The organism is Acinetobacter sp. SH024 (genome assembly GCF_000163635.1).
GTDB lineage: Bacteria > Pseudomonadota > Gammaproteobacteria > Pseudomonadales > Moraxellaceae > Acinetobacter > Acinetobacter pittii.
On the sequence record NZ_GG753600.1, the window covers coordinates 598,921 to 601,773 of the forward strand.

A 2,853-nucleotide genomic window follows, 5' to 3' on the forward strand; every position below is an offset into this window, starting at 1 on the left:
GCATATCGAGCTTGATAAACGTCATTGATGCTATTTCTTTTAAGCTCACGATAGATCGTACTAGGATGTCTTTTAATGAGTTCAGCAAATTTTCTGGCTGAAAAGCCTTCTTTTCTTGACTCAAGCATTAATGCAGTACGATCTTCAAAGTTAAGATGATGGTATGACAATTTTATATACTCCATAAACCCTTTAAATTAATTAGGTGGTTTATGTCGCACTTCAAGTTTTACTCTGCCTCGCTTTTTTTGAAAGTGCTTCGGCGGGTTATCTCGCTTACCGTTTTTCTTTAAGCCCCTATTCTGGTGACATTCTTATTGGAAGCTTAGTTAGCTACGACTTACGTGTAAAAGAAAATACACTTCACATTTCACCTGAACTCATTGAAAAATATACACCTGAGTCGATGCAAGTCACTGTAGAAATGATCAAAAAAGGTAAAGAACTTTTACATGCCGACCTTTATATCGCTTGTACCGGGTTATTAAAAAAAGGAGGCTCAGAAACTCAAGAAAAACCTGTAGGCACCTTTTTTTATTCTATTTATTATAAAGATAATTTTTATAATTTTAGACGTATATTTAAAGGACCTCCTAGCCTTAAGCTTATACAATTACTCTATTACATTACACAAGATATTAAATGCATAATATCAGATAATAAAAAATAGAATTCTTTTATAAAAGATAACAAATACACATTTAGAAATGATCATAGTTTTTATTTAACCTCTATGTACCCAAATGTAATTTTAACTATATTCATATTAATTATGTTTAATCATTAAAATTACATTTTATAGAAATCAAGGTTTTATTTAATTTTTAAATTTACATTTAAATATAGGGTAACACCCCAACGCTACACATTAAAAATTTTCATGTTTTAATGAACCTATCTGAAGCTCTCAGATAAAACACACATCATAAATGATATGAGGTAATTAAAGATGAGCACTACTAATAATCAAAGCAATCAACGCAACAATCAGCAGCAACAACAACAGCAAAACGACAACCGTAACAACCAGCAGCAACAAGGCAACCAACAGCAAAACGATCAACAGCAACAAAACAATCAGCAACAACAGCAAAATGACAACCGCCGCCAACAACAAGGCTCTAATCAAAAAGATTCAGGCCAACAAAACTCAAATAACAATAATCAGCAACGCTAATCCGTTGTTGAATTAAATGTCATTTGATGCGGTCATTCATTTTATTTAGGAAGGTGGCCTCACCTTCCTAAATTTAACATAAGCATAAAATTAAATAAGAGAAGAGGAAAAACTGATGACAGATCAAAATACAGACCATGCTCAACTTGTAGCTGGCGACCATAATTATTCTGACTCTCGCTGGCGGGAAAGTTATCTTACTCGACCTTATTATCAAGAAGCTCAATTAACTACGCCAGATCTGGATTATGATCGTGATTTTTCTGCAGCTTATGAACTAGGTCATCGTGCCCGTTCAGAATCTAAAGAAGGAACTCAGTTTGAAGAGATGGAAGGTAGCTTGCAACAAAAATGGGAAGAGCTCAAAGCTGAGTCCCGATTAAAATGGGAACATGCAAAACAAGCCATTAAAGATGCATGGGATGACATGTAACATCCTTAATTGGTCCAAAGCATATAGCTTATTTCCTATTGGCCCTGGGAAATAAGCTTTTTTATTATTTGAAGTATTTATATTAGAAAAACGGCGGCATATTAAAATTATTACTAAGATATTGATTGGCTTGGTGCGGATCATCAAAAATTTCTTTTTTAAATTGTACATCCGGCGTTGTAGATAGAGTATGTGTTGGTTTGATCGTAACTTCTACTACATATCTGTTTTGTTCTTGCTTAGCTTTCACACCATAAATTTCAGAGTCATTAATGCAAGTTCCATCAGTAAAATATACAAACATACCGCCACCTTATCTCTTAACTAAAGTTACTGGTTTTTCCCATTTATTTAACGTAAAAGCCTAACAATAAACTTGAGCCGTACGTAAACAAAATATCAATTTTGGTTTTTCTTAAAATATTCAATAATTTCTTCCCCGTTATTCACGGGAGTTTCTTTACCTGCATATGTTTCTTCATAAGCATATGCAGGTAATGCAACTTTATCGCGAATTGGCGGTAACTTTTCTTGGCCACCTGTGGTAATACGCTCAATAAAACCTGCAAGCCACAATACAAATTCTTGTGTGTTTTTACTCTTCGGAATAATACTTAAATCTAATTTAATTTTAGATTCCTGAAGAGGCTTAATCAGCAATTCAGCAAAATCAATATAATTGTATAAAAGTTTAAGTTTTGTCCCCTTAATCTCATGTCTAAGCTCAATCATTAAATTGTTAAGATCTTCCATAGGATCATCTACAAACCCTTTTTTTTCCTTAACATTTTGATAGATTTTCTCAGCTATTTTTAAGTACTGGGGCATATCCTTACCTTTAAAAATTGTTTTCACTAAAATGAATTTTGGATGAATATAAGTAATTTATTGTGTTTATTTTATTAATTTTTTGAAACTATAATTTACTGAGGAAACAATTCAATAACAACAAATTAATATAAAGGCTATAACACACGGCAGAGTAAAACTTGAAGTGCGACATAAACCACCTAATTAATTTAAAGGGTTTATGGAGTATATAAAATTGTCATACCATCATCTTAACTTTGAAGATCGTACTGCATTAATGCTTGAGTCAAGAAAAGAAGGCTTTTCAGCCAGAAAATTTGCTGAACTCATTAAAAGACATCCTAGTACGATCTATCGTGAGCTTAAAAGAAATAGCATCAATGACGTTTATCAAGCTCGATATGCTTCTGATAACACCTTCGCTAGACGTAGA

At 32.8% G+C, this 2,853-nt stretch carries 7 protein-coding genes; 4 read left to right on the forward strand and 3 right to left on the reverse strand.

Going from position 1 to position 2,853, the window contains the following annotated elements:
- On the reverse strand, positions 1-128 hold a 128-nt coding region (locus HMPREF0013_RS24340; RefSeq protein WP_240487886.1), incomplete at its 3' end, for a helix-turn-helix domain-containing protein.
- A 77-nt stretch (positions 129-205) separates the two neighbouring features.
- On the opposite strand from HMPREF0013_RS24340, the gene HMPREF0013_RS08755 reads away from it, so the two are divergent.
- From HMPREF0013_RS08755 to surA1, 3 genes are all read left to right on the forward strand, one after another.
- Complete coding sequence (locus tag HMPREF0013_RS08755; protein WP_005802470.1) at positions 206-670, forward strand: CinA family protein; 465 nt, start codon at positions 206-208, stop codon at positions 668-670.
- Positions 671-949: 279 nt separating this feature from the next.
- Entirely contained in the window at positions 950-1,177 is a 228-nt protein-coding gene (locus HMPREF0013_RS08760; RefSeq protein ID WP_002114279.1) for a hypothetical protein, read from the forward strand.
- Between the two features lie 115 nt (positions 1,178-1,292).
- Positions 1,293-1,610 carry a surface antigen protein 1 gene (gene surA1, locus HMPREF0013_RS08765; protein ID WP_002114287.1) on the forward strand — a complete coding sequence of 106 codons (318 nt, stop codon included), beginning with the start codon at positions 1,293-1,295 and terminating at the stop codon, positions 1,608-1,610.
- An 82-nt stretch (positions 1,611-1,692) separates the two neighbouring features.
- Here surA1 and HMPREF0013_RS08770 read toward each other — a convergent pair whose 3' ends face one another.
- Together HMPREF0013_RS08770 and HMPREF0013_RS08775 are read right to left on the reverse strand one after the other, a co-directional pair.
- On the reverse strand, positions 1,693-1,914 hold the full coding sequence (locus HMPREF0013_RS08770) for a hypothetical protein (protein ID WP_002114549.1): 222 nt from the start codon (positions 1,912-1,914) through the stop codon (positions 1,693-1,695).
- A gap of 95 nt (positions 1,915-2,009) precedes the next feature.
- Positions 2,010-2,438 (reverse strand): hypothetical protein, encoded by a 429-nt coding sequence (locus HMPREF0013_RS08775; RefSeq protein WP_005076565.1) that lies wholly within the window; start codon positions 2,436-2,438, stop codon positions 2,010-2,012.
- Positions 2,439-2,697: 259 nt separating this feature from the next.
- Here HMPREF0013_RS08775 and HMPREF0013_RS24345 point away from each other — a divergent pair.
- Positions 2,698-2,853: helix-turn-helix domain-containing protein (locus HMPREF0013_RS24345; protein ID WP_240488018.1), on the forward strand; the 156-nt coding region annotated here is incomplete at its 3' end.